We start from the raw sequence: 17,839 nt of genomic DNA, 5'->3' as shown, positions 1-17,839 counted from the left end.
CCGAGATCAGTGACATGTGCGAAGCCGCGCCAGACCCTGGCGCGGCTTCCTTGCTTTTCAGGAGCATGCGAGCGCTGACACCCCGAGCTTCCGTTGCGCCCCGGGCGGCGATTGCCCCTTTGCAAATCCGTCCAGCTTTGCAACTCTGGCCACGATCACGAGGACAGACCGGATGACCCAAGCCCCTGCCATCGAACTCAAAGGCATTTCCAAGGCCTTCGGCCCCGTTCAGGCCAACAAGGACATTTCGATCCGGGTGATGCCGGGGACGATCCATGGCATCATCGGCGAGAACGGCGCCGGGAAATCGACGCTGATGTCGATCCTTTACGGCTTCTACAAGGCCGACGCGGGCGAGATCTTCATCCAGGGGCAGAAGACCACCATTCCCGACAGCCAGGCCGCCATCGCCGCCGGCATCGGCATGGTGTTCCAGCACTTCAAGCTGGTGCCGAACTTCACCGTTCTGGAAAACGTCATCCTCGGGGCCGAGGACGGCGAGCTGCTCAAGCCCTCGCTGGCCAAGGCGCGCAAGGCGCTGACCGAACTGGCGGCGGAATACGAGCTCAAGATCAATCCCGACGCGGTGGTCGAGACGCTGTCGGTCGGGCACCAGCAGCGGGTCGAAATTCTCAAGGCGCTCTATCGGCAGGCCGATATCCTGATCCTGGACGAGCCCACCGGCGTGCTGACCCCGGCCGAGGCCGACCAGCTGTTCCGCATCCTCAACCGGCTGCGCGAAGAGGGCAAGACGATTGTCCTGATCACCCACAAGCTGCGCGAGATCATGGACATCACCGACACCGTGAGCGTGATGCGCCGCGGCGAGATGACCGCCACCGTCAAGACATCGGAGACCAGCCCCGAAGAGCTGGCCGAGCTGATGGTCGGCCGCAAGGTGCTGCTGCGCGTCGACAAGGAACCGGCGCAGCCCGGCAAGCCGATCCTGCAGGTGCACGATCTCAGGGTCGTCGATGACGACGGGGTCGAACGGCTCAAGGGCATCGATCTCGAGGTTCGCGCCGGCGAGATCCTCGGCATCGCCGGTGTGGCCGGCAACGGCCAGTCCGAGCTGCTCGAGGTGCTGGGCGGCTATCGCAAGGCCACCGGCGAGGTGAAGCTGAATGGCGACGTGATCGACCTGACCGGCAAGAAATCCGACGGCCGCTCGCGCCGGGCGCGGGGCATCGCCCATGTGCCCGAAGACCGCCAGCGCGAGGGTCTGATCATGGACTACCACGCCTGGGAAAACGTTGCCTTCGGCTATCACCATGATCCCAAATTCCAGTCCGGCCTGTTGATGAACAACGCCGCGATCAAGGCCGACACCGAGCGCAAGATGGAAAAGTTCGACGTGCGCCCGCCCGATCCGAACCTCGCCGCCAAGAATTTCTCTGGCGGCAACCAGCAGAAGATCGTCGTGGCGCGCGAGATCGAGCGCAATCCCGAGCTGCTGCTGGTGGGCCAGCCGACGCGGGGCGTCGATATCGGCGCGATCGAGTTCATCCACAACCAGATCGTCGCCCTTCGCGACGCGGGCAAGGCGGTGCTGCTGGTGTCGGTCGAACTGGAAGAAATCCTGTCGCTGGCCGACCGGGTGGCGGTGATGTTCGACGGCATGATCATGGGCGAGCGGGTTGCGTCAGAGACCGACGAGAAGGAGCTGGGGCTGTTGATGGCCGGGATCACCGAGATGCCGGACAAGCCGATCATCGAGGCGGTCGAAGAGCAGCTGGCCGCCAAGGAAGCCCGCGAGGCCAGGCAGCATGGATGAGTATGTGGCAATTGCGCTGACAGGCGGCCGCAGTCTGGATTGCACAGCGTCGCCTGCGGTCCTTGCGTGGAATCAAGGCCGCAGCCCGCCGCGCAATCGCCGACCCGCCCCCCGGGGCGGCGATACGGTGAGGACAGCGCCTCGATCCGATCTCCTTCGGATTTGTCACCATAAACTGCCCCGAACCACCGTCGGATCGCCCCCCCGCGGGTCGGCGATTGCGCGGCTTCGTGCCAAGTCACCCAACATCGGAGAGGCCCTCCATGGATAGAATGCCCGGCTGGGCCGATGCGGTCCTCGTCCCGCTGATTTCGCTGTTTCTCGCCGCGGTTCTCTCGGCGCTGGTGATCATCGGCATCGGGGAAGACCCGGTCGCCGCCTTCAACCTTATGGTCGAAGGCGCGCTGATGCGGTCGTCCGGCTGGGGCTACACGCTCTACTACGCCACCAACTTCATCTTCACCGGCCTTGCCGTGGCGGTGGCCTTCCATGCCCGTCTGTTCAACATCGGCGGCGAAGGCCAAGCGACGCTGGGCGGGCTCGGCGTGGCGTTGGTGCTGCTCTACATCCCCTGGCCGCATTGGTCGCTGGCGCTGATCGCCGCGACGCTGGGCGCGGCGGCCTTCGGCGCGGCCTGGGCCTTCATCCCGGCCTGGCTGCAGGCCAAACGCGGCAGCCACATCGTGATCACCACGATCATGTTCAACTTCATCGCCGCGGCCGTGCTGAACTACGTGCTGGTCAACCTGCTGCGGCCGCAGGGCGCGATGGACCCGGCCACGGCGAAATTCCCGGAGCCGACGCATCTTCCGACCTTCTCCGACATGTTCTCGACCGCCCAGACGGCGATGTTCCGCGGCGCGCCGGCCAACGTCACCTTCTTCCTCGCGCTGATCGCCTGTGTCGTGGTCTGGCTGCTGCTCTGGCGCACCCGGCTGGGCTATGAAATTCGCGCCTTCGGCCATTCCGAAAGCGCCGCGAAATATGCCGGCATCTCGCCGGTGCGCATCACCGTCATCGCCATGCTGATTTCCGGCGCGCTGGCGGGGATGATGGCGCTCAACACCACCCAGGGCGAAAGCGAGCGGCTGATCCTCAACGCCACCGAGGGCGCCGGTTTCATCGGCATCGCCGTGGCGCTGATGGGGCGGTCGCATCCCTTCGGCGTCTTCCTCGCCGCGATCCTCTTCGGGTTTCTCTATCAGGGCGGCGCCGAACTGGCGCTCTGGACCAACATCCCGCGCGAGCTGATCGTGGTGATCCAGGCGCTGGTGATCCTGTTTACCGGCGCGCTCGACAACATGGTGCGGATGCCGCTGGAACGCATCTTCATGGCGTTTCGCCGCAAGGAGGGCTGACGCATGGACCTTTTCACCATCCTGCAGGTGCTCGATTCCACCGTCCGCCTCGCCACGCCGCTGCTGCTGGCCTGCCTCGCCGGGCTGTTTTCCGAACGGGCGGGCATCTTCGACATCGGGCTCGAGGGCAAGATGCTGGCCGCGGCCTTCTTTGCCGCGGCGCTGGCGGCGATCACCGGCTCGGTTTGGCTGGGCCTCCTGGCCGGCATTGCCGCTTCGCTGGTGCTCTCGGCGATCCACGGGCTGGCCTCGATCACCTTTCGCGGCAACCAGCTGATTTCGGGCGTGGCAATCAACTTCCTCGCCGCCGGCATGACGGTGCTGATCGCGCAGGACCTGTTCAGCCAGGGCGGGCGCACGCCGTCGCTGATCGGCAAGGGCCGGTTCGAGCCGATCACCCTGCCCTTTGCCAACGAGATCGTCGATATCCCGCTGCTGGGACCGATCTATTACGAGCTGATCTCGGGCCATTCGATCCTGGTCTACGTCGCCTTTCTGATGGTGCCGCTGAGCTGGTGGGTGCTGTTTCGCACCCGCTTCGGCCTGCAGCTGCGCGCGGTGGGCGAAAACCCGGCGGCAGTCGACACCGCCGGCGTCTCGGTCGTGGGCCTGCGCTATGCGGCGGTGGCGATCTGCGGCGTGCTCTGCGGCATTGCCGGGGCCTATCTGGCGACCGGTCTGCAGGCCGGCTTCGTCAAGGACATGACCGCCGGCCGCGGCTTCATCGCCCTGGCGGCACTGATCTTTGCCAAGTGGCGGCCGTGGTATGCGCTTTATGCCTGCCTGCTCTTCGGCCTGCTGCAGGCGGTGGCGCTGCGCTATCAGAACATCGACCTCGGGATCGTGGTGCTGCCGGTGCAGTTCATGGACGCCCTGCCCTATGTGCTGACCGTGGTGATCCTCGCGGGCTTTGTCGGCAAGGCGATCCCGCCCCGCGCCGGCGGCGAGCCCTACGTCAAGGAACGCTAGGCCCTGCGGCCACCCCCCTTTGCAGGCGCAGCATCGATTGCGCCTGCGAATCCTTTTTCGACAGATTCCTGCAAATCCCTCTGCTCCGGAGACATTTTCTCTTCCGTTAGCGCAATCGCGCAACCCTGAGGTGTGTCAGACTGGGTAAGCACCACCCCCAAACCGCTACGATCTGACCCGGCGTCAAAAAAATTGCCGCAATGCGGAAATTCTTGCCGTCAGGGCCCTCTGGCCCGCTTGCCAAGCCTGCGGCGTTGGGTCTAGAGAACCGCATGCAAATATACCTTCCTATAGCCGAGGTATCGGTCAACGCCTTCCTGCTTCTCGGGCTGGGCGGCATGGTGGGCGTACTTTCCGGCATGTTCGGCGTCGGCGGTGGCTTTCTGATGACACCGCTTCTGTTCTTCATCGGCATCCCCCCCGCGGTGGCCGTGGCGACCGAAGCTAACCAGATCGTGGCCTCGTCCTTCTCCGGCCTGCTGGCGCATCTCAAGCGAAAGACCGTCGATCTGAGGATGGGCGTGGTGCTTCTGGTCGGCGGCCTGATCGGCGCGGCGATCGGTGTCTTTGTCTTCAACTATCTGAAATCGCTGGGCCAGGTCGACCTGCTGGTCAAGCTCTGCTACGTGGTCTTCCTCGGCATCATCGGCGCGCTGATGTTCGTCGAGAGCCTTCGGGCGATCCGCAAGCTGCGCAAATCCGGCGGCGTTCCGCCCGCCAAGCGCAAGCACCGCGGCTGGGTCACGGCACTGCCGTTCAAGATGCGCTTCCGCACCTCGGGTCTCTATATCTCGGTGATCCCGCCGCTGATCGTCGGCGTGCTGGTCGGTATCCTGGCGGCGATCATGGGCGTCGGTGGCGGCTTCATCATGGTGCCGGCGATGATCTACATCCTGCACATGCCCACCAAGGTGGTTGTCGGGACCTCGCTGTTCCAGATCATCTTCGTCACCGCCTTCACCACCCTGCTGCATGCCACGACGAACTATACCGTCGACATGGCGCTGGCGGTCCTGCTGCTGATCGGCGGCGTGATCGGGGCGCAGATCGGCACAAGGATCGGCGTCAAGCTCAAGGCCGAGCAGCTGCGCATCCTGCTGGCGATCATGGTGCTGGCGGTCTGCGGCAAGCTGGCGCTCGACCTGCTGCTGCAACCGAGCGAACTGTATTCCATCGGCGCAGTGGAGGGCCATTGATGTTGCGACTGGCCGCCCTGATGCTCTGCCTGCTCACCCCGCTCGGGGTGACGGCGCAGACCGCCCCTGTGGAAGAGGACGTGGTGCTCGGATTGTCGCAGAAGCGCGTCCGCATCACCGCCAACTTCGACGGTTCCGAAATCCTGCTGTTCGGCGCGATCAAGCGCAATGGCCCCCAGCCCGAGGGCGAGCTTGACGTGATCATCGCCATCGCCGGCCCGTCAGAGCCGGTGGTCGTGCGCCGCAAGGAGCGCCGCTTCGGCATCTGGGTCAACACCGAGTCGGTCGACGTCTCGGCCGCGCCCAGCTTCTACGCCGTGTCATCGTCGCGCCCGCTTGAGGAGATCCTCAGCGAGAACGCCAACAACCAGTACCGGATCACCGCCGACCGGGCAATCTGGACGCTGAAATCCGAAGCCGCCTTTGCCGAGGCCGTGCTGCGTATCCGCCGCAACAACGGGCTCTATCAGCGCAACGAAGGCGCGGTCGAAGTGGCCGAACAGGCCCTGTTCCGCAGCAACGTGCAGATGCCGGCGAACCTGACCGAAGGCGCCTATATCGCCCGGGTCTTTCTGCTGCGCGATCAGAAGGTGATCTCGCGCCACGAGACGGTGATCGACGTGCGCAAGGTCGGGCTGGAACGTTTTCTGTTCAACCTGTCGCGCGAACGGCCGCTGATCTATGGCCTGCTGTCGCTGGCCATCGCCATCGCCGCCGGCTGGGGTGCTTCGACTGCCTTCCGCCTGCTCAAGCGGGGATGACCCGCGCCCGCGACGCATATCCCTGGAATACGGCCCTGCCGACGCGCTGGGCCGACAATGACCAATACGGCCATCTCAACAACGCCACCTATTTCTCGCTCTTCGACACGGCGTTGACGCTCTGGCAGATGGAGTGCGGCTTTCTCGGCGAAGGCGCCGGGGCGCCGCGGTTCCTGGTGGTCGAGAACGGCTGCCGCTATTTCGAAGAGCTGCGCTTTCCCGACATGATCCACGCCGGCCTGCGCTGCGGCCGGATCGGCAAAAGCTCTTTCACGCTGGAGCTGGCGCTGTTTCGCGGCGAGGCAAAGGAGGCCGCGACCACCGGGTTCTTTGCCCAGGTGCAGGTCGACGCCCAGAGCCACCGGCCGCTGCCGCTCGATGCCGACAGGCGCGCGCTGCTCGCAGCGATCTCCTAGGCCATCTTGCGATAGCGAAACACGCCGGTGCCGCTGGCGATCAGCATGCCCGCGTCGTCCAGCACCTTGCCCTCGGCAAAGAAGCTCGACCGCCCGCCACCGGTCTTGCGCGCCTCGGCGATCAGCCGGGTGCCCTGTGGCCGCGACAGGTAGTTGACCGAGAGGTTCAGCGTCAGGCAAAGCTGCCGCCGCTCGGGATCGCCGGTGTAGCAGCCGGCAAAGCCCATGGCAGTGTCCAGCATCGTCGCATGCACCCCGCCATGCGGCGCGCCGTGGCGATTGCGGGTGAAATCGGCCAGCGTCAGCTCGACCCGGGCGAAATCCGCCTGCCAGTCGGTGAGCTTCATCCCGATATGGCTGCCCCAGGGCGAAGGGCTTTCCCACAGGGCGGCGTTGTCATCGCGCATCGGCGGCCTCCAGTCCGAGTTCTGCAAAGCGCGGCACGAAGGTGCCGAGCCTGAGCCCCTTTTCGGGGTTCGAGGCATTGCCGTCCAGAGCGCGTTTCTTCACCCCCTGCAGGATCGCCGCCATGCGGAAGAAGGCGAAGGCAAGGTAGAAGCCGAAGCTGGTCGGCGGCGTCAACCCGCGGCGGTCGAAGTAATCAGCGATGAACTCTGCATCCGAGGGCAGCCCCAGCGCCGCACGGTCGAGCCCGGCCAGCCCCCGCCCCTCGTCGCCCGGCGGCAGTTGCCATTGCATGATGACGCCGGCGAGATCGGCATAGGGATGGCCAAGCGTCGACAGTTCCCAATCCAGCACGGCGCGGATTTCGGGGCTGTCCGGCGCAAAGAGCAGGTTGTCGATCCGGTAGTCACCATGCACCAGGCAGCGCTGGCCGTCGTCTTCGGGCAGGTGCCGCTCCAGCCAGACAATCAGCCGGTCCATCTCGGGCACCGCGCCGGTCTCGCTGGCGCGGTACTGCTTGGTCCAGCGCGCCAGTTGCCGGGCGTAGTAGTCGCCAGGCGGGCCATAGTCGGCAAGGCCGGTGGCGGCGAGGTCGACATCGTGGATCGCGGCGAGGATGCGGCTCATCTCGGCAATATGCGCGGCGCGCGCCTCGGGCGTGGCGTTGGGCATTGACGGGTCGAGGATGACCCGGCCGGGCACGTGATCCATGACATAGAACATCGCGCCGATCAGGCTGTCGTCTTCGCAAAGCGCCCGCATCCGGGCCACCGGCACATCGGTGCCGGCCAGCGCCTGCTGCACCCGGAACTCGCGGTCGACCGCATGGGCGGATTTCAGCAGCGTGCCGGGCGGTTTGCGGCGCAGCACGTAGTCGACAGAGGGGGTCGAGAGGCGGAAAGTCGGATTGGACTGGCCGCCGGCGAATTTCTGCACCTCCACCGGGCCGGAGAAGCCGGGGATGGTCTCGGCGAGCCAAGGGGTGAGGCGGGAGAGGTCAAGCGCGCTCATCCCTGCGGCTTTCGTCCGACAGAGGGATGCGACCGCCCGGGGTGGGCGCAGAATGCGCCCGCCTGGGGGGCGGGCGGGCGCATCCCGGATCGCAGGCGATCCGGGGTGAACAGTGCCTCACCCATCGCGATACTTCCGCAGTTCGGCCCGCGCCACCTGGCGCCGGTGCACCGCATCAGGACCATCGGCAAAGCGCAGCGTGCGCACATGGGTCCACATATGCGCCAAGGGCAAGTCCTGCGAGATGCCCTGCGCGCCGTGGATCTGCATCGCGGCATCCAACACGCGGCCGGCCATCAGCGGTGCCACCACCTTGATCTTGGAAATCCACGGCTGCGCCGCGCGCACCCCGGCGCTGTCCATCATCCATGCGGCCTTGAGGCACAACAGCCGCGCCATCTCGATCTCCATCCTTGCGTCGGCGATCATGTCGTAGTTGCCGCCCAGCTCGGCCAGCGGCTTGCCAAAGGCCTCTCGCGACAGGCCCCGCCGACAGATCATCTCCAGGGCCTTTTCCGCCTGGCCGATGGCGCGCATGCAATGGTGGATGCGCCCCGGCCCCAGCCGTCCCTGCGCCACCTCGAAACCGCGCCCCTCGCCCAGGATCACGCTCTCGGCCGGGATGCGCACGTCGGTGAAGCGCAGGTGCATGTGGCCATGCGGCGCATCATCCTGACCAAACACCTGCATCGGCCGCAGCACCTCGATCCCCGGTGTCTGGGCGTCCAGCGCAAACATCGTGTGGCGCTGGTGTTTCGGCGCCTCGGGGTCGGTGCAGGCCATCAGGATATAGACCTTGCAGCGCGGATCGCCGGCGCCGGAAATCCACCATTTCTCGCCGTTCAGCACATAGTCATCGCCCTCGCGCCGCGCCTCGAAGGCCAGCTGCGCAGCGTCTGACGAGGCCACGTCGGGCTCGGTCATCACATAGGCCGAGCGGATCTCGCCCTCGAGCAGTGGGGCCAGCCAGCGCTCCTTCATCCAGGGCGCGCCGTAGCGCTCGAAGACCTCCATGTTGCCGGTGTCGGGCGCATTGCAGTTGAAGACCTCGGCGGCGAGATGCACTTTGCCCATCTCCTCGGCGAGATAGGCATATTCGACAGTGCTCAGCCCCTGCCCCTTGTCGCTGCCGGTCAGCCAAAAGTTCCAAAGGCCCCGCTCGCGCGCCATGGTCTTGAGCCCTTCGAGGATCTCCAGCTGTCGTTCGGTGTGCCGGAAGCGGTCGCCGGACGGGTGCTTGCCCACCTCGGCGTGAAACTCCCGGTCGAGCGGCGCGATCTCGTCCCGGACCATGGCGCGCACGGCCTCGACCAGCGGGCGCACCCGGTCTGTCATGCCAAGATCCATGGCTTATCCCTTTCGCAGGTCGGGGTGGGTGTAATCGGCCAAGCGCGCGCGCAACTGCCGTTTCGAAACCTTGCCGGTCGCGGTCAGAGGCAGATCCTCGGCCAGCACCATATCATCCGGCAATTGCCAATCGGCGAAATGCCGACGCATCAGGTCGTGGATGTCTTTCAACTCCGGCGGGGTGTCCCCCTTGGGGACCACCACCAGAAGCGGCCGCTCGTCCCATTTCGGGTGCGGCACGGCGATCACCGCGCAGGTCGCCACGGCGGGATGCGCCATGGCGCAGTTCTCCAGGTCGATCGAGGAAATCCATTCGCCGCCGGACTTGATCAGGTCCTTGGCCCGGTCTTGGATCGACAGAAAGCCCTGCGGATCGATTGTCGCCACGTCGCCGGTGGCCAGCCAGCCCTCGGCATCAAACGCCGCCGTGCTCGCTTCGTCACTGGCGAAATAGCTCGCGATGATGGTGTTGCCGCGCACATGCAGCTCGCCCACTGCCTTGCCGTCATGCGGCAGGCGCTGGCCCGCCTCGTCGGTGATCTTCATCTCGCAGCCAAAGACCCTGCGGCCCTGCTTGGCTTGCAGGTCGATGCGCTCGTTCAAAGGCAGCGCCTGGGTCGATGCGTTGAGGATGCCATGGGTGCCCACCGGGCTCATCTCGGTCATGCCCCAGGCGTGGCAGACCGACACGCCGGATGTCTCGAAGCCTTCGATCATCGCCCGCGGCGCGGCGGAGCCGCCGACAACCACCTGGCCGAAGCCCTTGGGGTTGCTACCGCGCTTGGCGATCTCGGCCTGCAGCCCCTGCCAGACCGTGGGAACGCCCCAGGCAGAGGTCACCTCTTCGTCGTTCATCAACTCCCACAGCGCATCGCCCGCCAGCCCCGGCCCCGGCATCACCAGCGAGGCGCCTGACAGCGGCGCCGAATAGGGCAGCCCCCAGGCGTTGACGTGGAACATCGGCACCACCGGCAGCACCCGCGCGCCCTCGGTCAGCGAAGAGCGCAAAGCAAGGGTGATGGAAAAGGCGTGCAGCACGGTCGAGCGATGGGAGTAGAGCGCGCCCTTGGGGTGGCCGGTGGTGCCGGAGGTATAGCACAGGCCGATGGCGGCATTCTCGTCGGTTTCGGGCCAGTCGTAGCGCTCGGACTGGCCGTCCAGCAGCTCTTCGTAACAGATCAGGTCAAGCTTGCTCTCGGGCATATGCGCCCGGTCGGTCATGACGATCAGGCGAATGCCTTCGGGCAGTTGCGGCGCCAGTGCCTCGAGGATCGGCACGAAGGTCAGATCGGCACAGATCGCCCGGTCGCCGGCATGGCCGATCACGTAAAGCATCTGCTCGGGCGAGAGCCGCGGGTTGATGGTGTGCACCACCGCGCCCATGCCGGCGGTGGCATAGTAGATCTCGAAATGCCGATGGGTGTTCCACGCCAGTGTCGCCACCCGGTCGCCGGTGCCGATCCCCAGCGAGGCCAGCCCATGCGCCAGCTGCGCGGTGCGCGCCAGGGTCTCGGGATAGCTCTGCCGGTGCCGCCCGCCCTCACACAGCGCCGAGACGATCCCCGCCTCCGGAAACACCTCTGCGCCATAGCGCAAGAGCTCGATCACCTGCAGCGGCCGCTGCATCATCTGACCCATCATCTGACATCCTCCCTTTGGCTTGCTCTCCCGGCAGCCTAGATAGACAGTCTGGCGGCGAAGCGCGCCGCGGCGCAACCGATTTCGAATAAAGGACGGGACGTAAGATGGTCGTAGAACGGGTGGTACTGGCAGCGAGGCCCGAGGGGTCCGCTGGGCTCGAGCATTTCCGGCTGGAGCAGGTCGACCGGCCCGCCCCTGCCGAGGGCGAGGTGCTGGTCGAGGTCAGCCACCTGTCGCTCGATCCCTACATGCGCGGCCGGATGAGCGACGCCAAATCCTATGCCGAGCCGGTGGCGGTGGGCGCGGTGATGACCGGCCAGGGCGTGGGCCGCGTGCTGGAAAGCCGTACCGAGGGCTTTGCCGAGGGCGACCTGGTGACCGGCAGGACCGGCTGGCAGAGCCACGCGGTGCTGCCGGCGACGGAGCTGCGCAAGATCGACCCGTCGCTGCCGCCCTCGTCGGCGCTTGGCGTGCTGGGGATGCCGGGCTTTACCGGCTGGGTCGGACTGAACAAATACGGCCGCCCCAAGACGGGCGAGACACTGGTGGTGGCCGCCGCCACCGGCCCGGTGGGCGCCATGGTCGGCCAACTGGCGAAACGCGCCGGGATGCGCACCGTGGCCATCGCCGGCGGGGCCGAGAAATGCCGCATCGCGCAGGAGACCTTCGGTTTCGACAGTGCCATCGACCACCGCGCCTTTGACAACGTGAAGGACCTGCGCGCGGCGATTGCCGCCGCCGCGCCCGACGGCGTCGACGTTTATTTCGAGAATGTCGGCGGCGATGTGCTGCGCGCGGTGCTGCCCCTGCTCAACACTCACGCCCGGGTGCCGGTGATCGGCACCATCGCCTGGTACGAAGGTGCCAGCAACGACGGCCCGGACACCCTGCCGGCGCTCTGGCGGCAGGTGCTGGTCAAGCGGCTCAGCATCCAGGGGCTGATCATCTTCGACCACTGGAATGACTTCCCGGCCTTCCTCGACATGCTCAAGGGCGGCTACCTCGGCAAGCAGGTGGTTGCGCTCTGAGCTACTTCTCGGTCAGTTTCAGCTCGATCCGGCGATTGCGCGCGCGCGCGGTCTCGGTATTGCCCGGATCGACCGGCTGGAACTGGCCGAACCCGTTGGCCGCCAGCCGTTCCGGCGAAATGCCGAGAAAGTCGATCATGTAGCGCACGACCGAGAGCGCGCGGGCCTGGCTGAGCTCCCAGTTGTCGGCGAATTGCGACGAGCCGACGATCGGCACGTTGTCGGTATGGCCGTCGACGCGGATCACCCAGTCGATCTCGTCGGGGATGTCATCGGCCACCGATTTCAGGATGCGCGCCACCTTGGCGATCTCGCGCTGACCCTCGGCCGAGAGCCTTGCGTCGCCGGAGCCGAAGAGCACCGACGAGGAGAAAACGAAACGGTCGCCTTCGATCCGCACGCCTTCCTGGTTGCCCAGAAGGTCGCGCAGACGGCCGAAGAACTCGGATCGGTATTTCTCGAGGTCCTTCTTCTCCTCTTCCAGCAGCGCGGCATTGCGCGCCTCGGCGTCGGCGCGGCGGCGTTCTTCCAGCGCCTTCTGCGCCAGTGCGACGTTGAGGTCTGAGCCGAGGTTCTCGATCTGGATGTTCTGTGCCGCATCGCGCAGCTTGTAGTCATCGAGCAGCGCCCGCAGTTGGCCCAGCTCGCCCCGCAGCGCGGCGACCTGCTGGTTGAGCAGCGCCGCGCGGCGCTGCGCCTCGGTCGAGACCTGGGTCTGCTGTTCCAGCTCCTGCCGCGCCGCCGCCAGCAGCGCCTCGCGGTTGGCCACCTCCTGCGCCCGCGCCTGCGCTGCCGTCTCAGCCTGCTGGGCAGCCTCTTCGGCGGCAAGCTTCAGCGCCAGCGCCTCTGACAGCTGCTTGCGGATCTCCTCGCGGCTGGTCTCGGCCTTGACGGTGGCCGCCAGCGCCGCCGACAGCTGGTCGCGCAGGCTGGTCTCGCCGGTCTCGGTCTCGTTCAGGGTGGCGCGCAGGTTGGCGAGCTGGCTTTCCAGCGCCGCCACACCCTCTTGCGCCGCTTCCAGTTGCCCGCCCAGCGCCTCGGCGTTTTCCTGAGCGGCGAGCTGCGCCGCCAGCGCCTCGGCCAGTTTGGCCTCGAGCGATTTCGCCTCGCTCTGCGCTTGCGACAGCTGCGCCTCGGTGGTCTCGAGCCGCGCCGCCGCGGCGGCCCGCGCCTGTTCGGCGGCCACCCGTGCGGCCAGCGCCTCGGCCAGATCATCCTCGACCCCGGCTAGGTCGGACTGCGCCGCCAGCGCCCGGGTCAACTCCTCTTCCAGTGTCGCCTGACGTGCTTCGGCGGCCTCGGCGGCCTGACCGGCCTCGCGGGCGCCGCGCTCGGCGGTGATCTTGGCGGCCAGCGCCTCGGCCAGCTGCTGTTCCAGCGCCCCGGTCTCGGCGGCGGTGCTTTCGCGCAGGGCGCTCAGCGCCTGTTCCAGCTCGCCAATGCGGGCGGATTGATCCTGGCTGTCGAGTAGCGCCGTGGCGAGCTGTGCCTCAAGCGAAGTGAGCTTGGACGAGGTGTTCTGGTCGTCGCTGATCGCCGCCTGCAGGTCCTCGCTCAGCGCCGCATTGCGCCGCTCGGCCGCGCGCTGCGCCAGGAGCGCCGCCGCCAGTTGCTGCTTGAGCGCCTCGGTCTCCTCGGCGCTCTGTTCCAGCGTGCTGCCAATCTCGGCAATCCGCGCCTCGGCCGCCTGCTGCGACAGAAGCGCCGCGGCAAGCCGTGAATCAAGGTCCTTCTCCGCCGCCTGCGCCGCGGCCAGCATCGACAGGGTCTCTTCCGCCTCGCGCCGCTGTTCCTCGAGAGCAAGGGTCATCGCCGACAGCTCGGCATCGGCGGTCATCAGCTTTTCGCGCAGCGCCTCGGCGGCGGCGATCTCGGCCAGCCGGCGGGCCTCTTCCTCGCTCAGCCGGTTTTCCAGCTCGCTCACCTGAGCGGCAAATTCCTCGGAGCTTTCCTGCTGCTGCGCCCTCAGATCGGCAATCATCGCTTCCAGCGCATCGGCCTGCGCCGCGGCCAGCCGCGCGGCCTCGACCTCGGCGTCGATCTCGTCACGCGCCTGGGCCAGCGCCAGTTGCAGCGCCTCCTGCTGCGACATCAGCTCGACTTCGCGCCCCTCGAGGTCGTCGATCCGGGCGGTGGCCGCGGCCTGATCGGACAGGAGCCCCGCCACCTGATCCTCGTACGAGGCGATCCGCGCATTGGCCGCGCCCAGCGCGCTCTCGCGGTCGGCCACGGTCTGTTCCAGCGAGGCGATCTGCGCGCTGGCCTGCGACAGCGCCGCGTCGCGCGACTGGACGTCCTGCTGCAGCGACGCGATCAGCACCGCCTGTTCGGTGGCGCGCGCATTGGCATCGACCAGCGTCGAGACAAGGTTGCCGACCTCGTCCTCCAGATTGGCGGTCTTCTCCCGCTCCAGCCCCAGCGCCTGGGCCAGCGCCGCGATCTCGCTCGACAATTCGTTGAGCTCGCTTTCCTGACCGGTGATCGTCTCGCGCAGGGTGAACTGCACCACCATGAAGATGGTCAGCACGAACATCAGGACCAGCAGCAGGCCGGTCATCGCGTCGACGAAGCCGGGCCAGATCGAGCTTTGGAACCGTTGTCCGGTGCGGCGTGACAGGGCCATGGATCAGCCCTCCTGTTCGGGGGTTTCCAGCTTCGGCGGCCTGAGATGACGGGTCGGCCGGGCCGCCGCGGCGCTGGCGGCGCTGACCTGGCGCACCGCCATGTTGAGCGCGCGGGTCAGCTGGGCCAGATCGGTGCGAAGCTCGGCCATGCTCTCCTGCCGGCCAGCGGACATTTCCTCGAGGATGCGCAGCATCTGCACGTCGATCGAGCGCAGGCGCATGCGGCTTTCGGCATCGATGCCGCTGTCGTTATCGCCCTTGCTGCGGGTCTCGAGCGCATCGATCAGCCGCTCCTGCCCCTCGGCCAGCCGGGTCAGCGCCGTGGTCGGCGCCGATTGCCGTTCCAGCAGCTCGGTCATCCGCTCGATGCTGTCGGCAAGGGTGGCAAGCTTGTCATCCACCACCGCCCGGCTTTCGTCGGACTGGGCGAACATCTGCTGCAGATGCTCCATCTGTTCCGACATGTGATCGACCACCGCCACCAACAACTGCTGGTCGCCGCTGCCCTCACCCTCGCCCGAGCCGGCATAACCCAGCCGGGTGATCGACGAGAGCCATTCCTCGAGCTCGCGGTAAAAACGGTTCTGACCATGGCCGGCAAAGAGTTCGAGCAGCCCCACCACCAGCGATCCCGCAAGGCCCAGCAGCGACGAAGCAAAGGCGGTGCCCATACCGCCCAGCTGCGCCTGAAGGCCCTTTTGCAGCCGTTCGAAAATCTGTCCGCCGGTCTCTCCGGGGGCCGGGGTGAGCGAGCGGATGGTATCGACCAGCGCCGGCACGGTGGTGGCCAGGCCGTAGAAGGTGCCCAGAAGCCCCAGAAAGATCAGCAGGCTGACGATATAGCGGGTGATCTCGCGCGCCTCGTCGATCCGCTGCGCCACGCTGTCGAGGATCGAGCGCGACGAGGTGGCCGAGATCTGCATCCGCTTGCCCCGGGTCCGCATCAGCGCGGCGAGCGGTGCCAGGATGCGCGGCGCCTCGGCTCCGGCGTCGTTTTCCGAGACGAAGTTCTCGATCCAGCGGACCGAGCCAATCAGCGTCAGCACCTGCCAGAAGGTCGCCAGCACGCCGATCACGAAGACCAGCACGATGAAGCCGTTCAGATAGGGGTTCGACAGGAACACCGGCAGCACGCGCGGCAGCGCAAGCACCAGCCCCGCAACGACCAGCCCCAGGACGGTGACCATGAAGAACACCTGACGGACGGGCTGGGAAAATCTCGGTGCGGCCTCGCGGTCCGGCTTGTCCACCATGAGGGACGTATCCTGGGCATAGTTCAATCCGCCCGGACTCTAGGGAGGATTACGGGGCAAGCCAAGGCGTTATCGGCAAATGTCACGGACCCGGTCGGCCAACCATTGCAAATCTGCATCCTCGATCCCGAGTTCGCTCAGATGCTGCGCGGTGTTCCACAGGTATTCGGTGTTTGGCCCCCGCCCGCCGACCGCGCGCGCGATGATCCGGGCCTGTTCCTCGAGCGGCAGGTCGCGGCAATATTGCCAGTGATCGCGGTTGATCACATAGGCCAGCGCCTCGACCTTGCGGCCATCTTCCAGCCCCAGCATGACGTGCCGCTCGACATAGGCCGAGGACACCAGTTCGCGGTCGCGCAGATAGGCCAGGGTCGCGTCCTCGGTGCCGGGCTCGGCGCGCAGCGCCACCCCGTCGCAGACCGCCCCCGGCGCCTGATCGAGCGCCAGCACCAGCCCCGGCGCCTCTTCGGTGCCGCGGTGGTGGATCGAATGCATGCAGAAGCTGCGCTGATAGTCCTCGAGCGAGGCAAGGCGGGTTTCCGCCACCTCGAAGCCGGGGTTCCACAAGAGCGAGCCGTATCCGAAGACCCAGAGTGCCATGGTGCTTTTCCTTTATGCCCTGTGCAATTAAAGCATTGCGGCAAGCGGCGAAAGCCCGACTGCGGAGAAAGCCTCATGATGAAACGTCTTGTCCTGCTCATCGTCCTCGCCGCGCTGGCCTGGTCGGGCTACTGGCTCTGGGGGCGACAGACCCTGGTGGCAAGCTACGACGGGTGGTTCGCCGAGCGTCGCGCCGAGGGCTGGCAGGCGGAGTATTCCGACCAGGCGGTGCGCGGCTTTCCCAACCGGCATGACACCACCTGGACCGAGCTGCGCCTTCTCGACTCCGTAAGCGGCTATGGCTGGGAGGCGCCGTTCTTCCAGCTTTTTCTGCTGAGCTACAACCGGCACCACGCCATCACCGCCTGGCCGCGCGAGCAGGTGCTGCTGACGCCCGACGGGCCGGTCAGCGTGACCAGCGACAAGATGCAGGCGAGCCTGGTGACCGAAGGGGCAGACCATGCCCTGGCGCGCGGCAACCTGGTGGCCGATGTGCTGAACATCACCGGCAGCGACGGCGCGACCACGGCAATCTCTCAACTGCGCATCGCCGGCACGCGGGTTGACGAGGCGACCTATGATCTGGCGCTGACCGCCGAGAGTCTCGCCCTGCCCAGCGCCTGGCTTGCCGCCACCGGGGGCGCCTTGCCAGAGACCTTCTCCGAGGCGCGCATCGCCGCGCAGCTGGCGGTCGACGCGCCGTTTGCCCTCGGGACCTCCGCCGAGCCACAGCCGACCCGCCTCACGGTGAGCGAGGCGGCGCTGGAATGGGGCCCGATGGCGCTGCGGCTGAGCGGCGATCTGAAGATCGACGGCAAGGGCCGCCCCACCGGCGAGGTCGAGATCCAGGCCACCAACTGGCAGGAAATGCTCGACGTGGTGCGCGCCTCCGGTCAGCTTCCCGATGGGTTGGCCGACGGGATCGAGGCGGCACTGTCGCTGGTCTCGGGGCTCTCCGGCGGGCGGCGCACACTTGACGTGACCCTGCGGCTGGAGGACGACCGCCTCTGGCTCGGGCCGCTGCCGGTCGGCGAGGCCCCAAGCCTGCGCTTTCCCTGACGTCGGACCAGAGGCCCCGGATCAGGTCCGGGGCGGGTTCGCTCCACGCCGACAGAGCCGCGCAACGCCGGGCCGCGGTGCGGCGCCCCTGCGGAGGTTCGGCAGCGCTTTATGGCAGCCAAATCCGGAAGAGATCGGATCGGCGCGCTTGGGTCAGACCAATCGCCGCGCCGGCGGGGCGGCCCGGCGATGCGCGGCGGCTTGCAGCCGCTGTTAACGCGCAGGGTGCTTTAACGCCAATGCGTCGCGAAGAGCCGTGTATCGTCGGGCCGACGTGTGGCGAACCAAGGCCAATTCAACAACGCTTTATTCAGGCCACTACCGCAAAAGACCTAAGCGACGCGCCTACGTCAGCCAAATCGCCGCGCCGGTGGGCGGCCCGGCGATGCGCGGCGGC

The 17,839-nt window shown here is 66.9% G+C and carries 15 protein-coding genes; 8 read left to right on the top strand and 7 right to left on the bottom strand.

The features are described from left to right. Window positions 1-172: 172 nt before the first annotated feature. The 6 genes from ACN0SE_RS13860 (at window position 173) to ACN0SE_RS13835 (ending at window position 6,474) form a co-directional block, all read left to right on the top strand. Entirely contained in the window at window positions 173-1,774 is a 1,602-nt protein-coding gene (locus ACN0SE_RS13860) for an ABC transporter ATP-binding protein (protein WP_417525119.1), read from the top strand. A 263-nt stretch (window positions 1,775-2,037) separates the two neighbouring features. Further along, window positions 2,038-3,132 carry an ABC transporter permease gene (locus tag ACN0SE_RS13855; RefSeq protein ID WP_417525118.1) on the top strand — a complete coding sequence of 365 codons (1,095 nt, stop codon included), beginning with the start codon at window positions 2,038-2,040 and terminating at the stop codon, window positions 3,130-3,132. A 3-nt stretch (window positions 3,133-3,135) separates the two neighbouring features. Further along, on the top strand, window positions 3,136-4,101 hold the full coding sequence (locus ACN0SE_RS13850) for an ABC transporter permease (RefSeq protein ID WP_417525117.1): 966 nt from the start codon (window positions 3,136-3,138) through the stop codon (window positions 4,099-4,101). Window positions 4,102-4,373: 272 nt separating this feature from the next. Further along, complete coding sequence (locus tag ACN0SE_RS13845; protein WP_417525116.1) at window positions 4,374-5,297, top strand: sulfite exporter TauE/SafE family protein; 924 nt, start codon at window positions 4,374-4,376, stop codon at window positions 5,295-5,297. Further along, complete coding sequence (locus ACN0SE_RS13840) at window positions 5,297-6,058, top strand: TIGR02186 family protein (RefSeq protein ID WP_417525115.1); 762 nt, start codon at window positions 5,297-5,299, stop codon at window positions 6,056-6,058. The genes ACN0SE_RS13845 and ACN0SE_RS13840 overlap by 1 nt, the downstream gene beginning before the upstream one ends. Continuing rightward, window positions 6,055-6,474, top strand: a complete 420-nt coding sequence (locus tag ACN0SE_RS13835; RefSeq protein ID WP_417525114.1) for an acyl-CoA thioesterase — start codon at window positions 6,055-6,057, stop codon at window positions 6,472-6,474. Before ACN0SE_RS13840 ends, ACN0SE_RS13835 begins: the two co-directional genes overlap by 4 nt. Here ACN0SE_RS13835 and ACN0SE_RS13830 read toward each other — a convergent pair. The 4 genes from ACN0SE_RS13830 to ACN0SE_RS13815 all read right to left on the bottom strand — a co-directional run bounded on the left by ACN0SE_RS13830 (window position 6,471) and on the right by ACN0SE_RS13815 (window position 10,878). Continuing rightward, window positions 6,471-6,881 (bottom strand): PaaI family thioesterase, encoded by a 411-nt coding sequence (locus ACN0SE_RS13830; RefSeq protein WP_417525113.1) that lies wholly within the window; start codon window positions 6,879-6,881, stop codon window positions 6,471-6,473. The two genes, ACN0SE_RS13835 and ACN0SE_RS13830, sit on opposite strands and share 4 nt — an antisense overlap. Then, the gene (locus ACN0SE_RS13825; RefSeq protein WP_417525112.1) at window positions 6,871-7,890 is read right to left on the bottom strand and encodes a phosphotransferase family protein; all 1,020 of its coding nucleotides are present in this window, start codon (window positions 7,888-7,890) and stop codon (window positions 6,871-6,873) included. Before ACN0SE_RS13825 ends, ACN0SE_RS13830 begins: the two co-directional genes overlap by 11 nt. Window positions 7,891-8,007: 117 nt before the next feature. Then, window positions 8,008-9,237 (bottom strand): acyl-CoA dehydrogenase family protein, encoded by a 1,230-nt coding sequence (locus tag ACN0SE_RS13820; protein ID WP_417525111.1) that lies wholly within the window; start codon window positions 9,235-9,237, stop codon window positions 8,008-8,010. Between the two features lie 3 nt (window positions 9,238-9,240). Further along, window positions 9,241-10,878 carry a long-chain fatty acid--CoA ligase gene (locus tag ACN0SE_RS13815; RefSeq protein WP_417525110.1) on the bottom strand — a complete coding sequence of 546 codons (1,638 nt, stop codon included), beginning with the start codon at window positions 10,876-10,878 and terminating at the stop codon, window positions 9,241-9,243. Between the two features lie 104 nt (window positions 10,879-10,982). Between ACN0SE_RS13815 and ACN0SE_RS13810 the strand changes: the two genes are divergently transcribed. Then, window positions 10,983-11,906: an NADP-dependent oxidoreductase gene (locus ACN0SE_RS13810; protein WP_417525109.1), complete on the top strand. Its 924-nt coding sequence runs from the start codon at window positions 10,983-10,985 to the stop codon at window positions 11,904-11,906. Between the two features lies 1 nt (window position 11,907). Here ACN0SE_RS13810 and ACN0SE_RS13805 read toward each other — a convergent pair whose 3' ends face one another. The 3 genes from ACN0SE_RS13805 to ACN0SE_RS13795 all read right to left on the bottom strand — a co-directional run bounded on the left by ACN0SE_RS13805 (window position 11,908) and on the right by ACN0SE_RS13795 (window position 16,383). Next, window positions 11,908-14,529, bottom strand: a complete 2,622-nt coding sequence (locus ACN0SE_RS13805; RefSeq protein WP_417525108.1) for a peptidoglycan -binding protein — start codon at window positions 14,527-14,529, stop codon at window positions 11,908-11,910. A gap of 3 nt (window positions 14,530-14,532) precedes the next feature. Next, entirely contained in the window at window positions 14,533-15,780 is a 1,248-nt protein-coding gene (locus tag ACN0SE_RS13800) for a biopolymer transporter ExbB (protein ID WP_417525137.1), read from the bottom strand. 72 nt (window positions 15,781-15,852) lie between these two features. Beyond that, the gene (locus ACN0SE_RS13795) at window positions 15,853-16,383 is read right to left on the bottom strand and encodes a gamma-glutamylcyclotransferase (RefSeq protein WP_417525107.1); all 531 of its coding nucleotides are present in this window, start codon (window positions 16,381-16,383) and stop codon (window positions 15,853-15,855) included. 75 nt (window positions 16,384-16,458) lie between these two features. On the opposite strand from ACN0SE_RS13795, the gene ACN0SE_RS13790 reads away from it, so the two are divergent. After that, complete coding sequence (locus ACN0SE_RS13790) at window positions 16,459-17,442, top strand: DUF2125 domain-containing protein (protein WP_417525106.1); 984 nt, start codon at window positions 16,459-16,461, stop codon at window positions 17,440-17,442. Window positions 17,443-17,839: the final 397 nt, after the last annotated feature.

The organism is Marinovum sp., assembly GCF_048263515.1.
Lineage (GTDB): Bacteria > Pseudomonadota > Alphaproteobacteria > Rhodobacterales > Rhodobacteraceae > Marinovum.
This window is presented reverse-complemented; position numbering and strand designations above follow the sequence as displayed.